This is a genomic window from Staphylococcus sp. EG-SA-2, assembly GCF_017152085.1.
Genome location: NZ_JACYHC010001347.1, coordinates 1 through 587 on the forward strand (window position 1 = coordinate 1; position 587 = coordinate 587).

1 protein-coding gene is annotated in these 587 nt (G+C 35.9%); it reads right to left on the minus strand.

All coding sequences use genetic code 11. The annotated features are described in order from the left end of the window. The coding region (locus IDG60_RS28455; RefSeq protein ID WP_206161177.1) for an ATP-binding cassette domain-containing protein at nt 1-471 on the minus strand (471 nt) is incomplete at its 3' end. Nucleotides 472-587 lie beyond the last annotated feature (116 nt).

The window sequence follows — 587 nt, forward strand, 5'->3', positions numbered from 1 at the left end:
AAATGCATCTAATGCACCTAATGGCTCATCCATCAATATAACGTTAGGCTTATGCACATGCGCTCGACATAGTGCCACACGTTGTTTCATACCCCCGGACAGTTGCTCGGGAAAATGCTTTCCCCTGTCTTCTAAATCAACTAATTTAAGCTGTGCGTTAATCTCTTCATCACTAATTTTCTGTTGAAATCCAATCCTAATGTTGTCATTAATCGTTTTCCATGGCAGCAAATTATGATGTTGAAATAGCATTAAACAATCTGGAGATGGCTGTTGTTTAATTTCGTTATCAATAATGACACGACCAGACGATGGATGAATAAATCCACCGATAACATTGAGTAAAGTAGACTTTCCGCAACCACTTTTCCCTATGAAAGTGACTATTTCTCCCTTGCTAATGTCCAAATTAAAGTTATGAATTACTTTATGTGATCCAAAGTGATGTTGTAATTGTTGAATTTTAATCATGACAAGCCCCCTTTTAATCCCTACTATTTTAATAGGAATTAAGTGTATATCTAAAGGGCTATGCCAAACACAGCCCTTATATCGTGAATTGTTATATCTATAGATGATTATGGTTT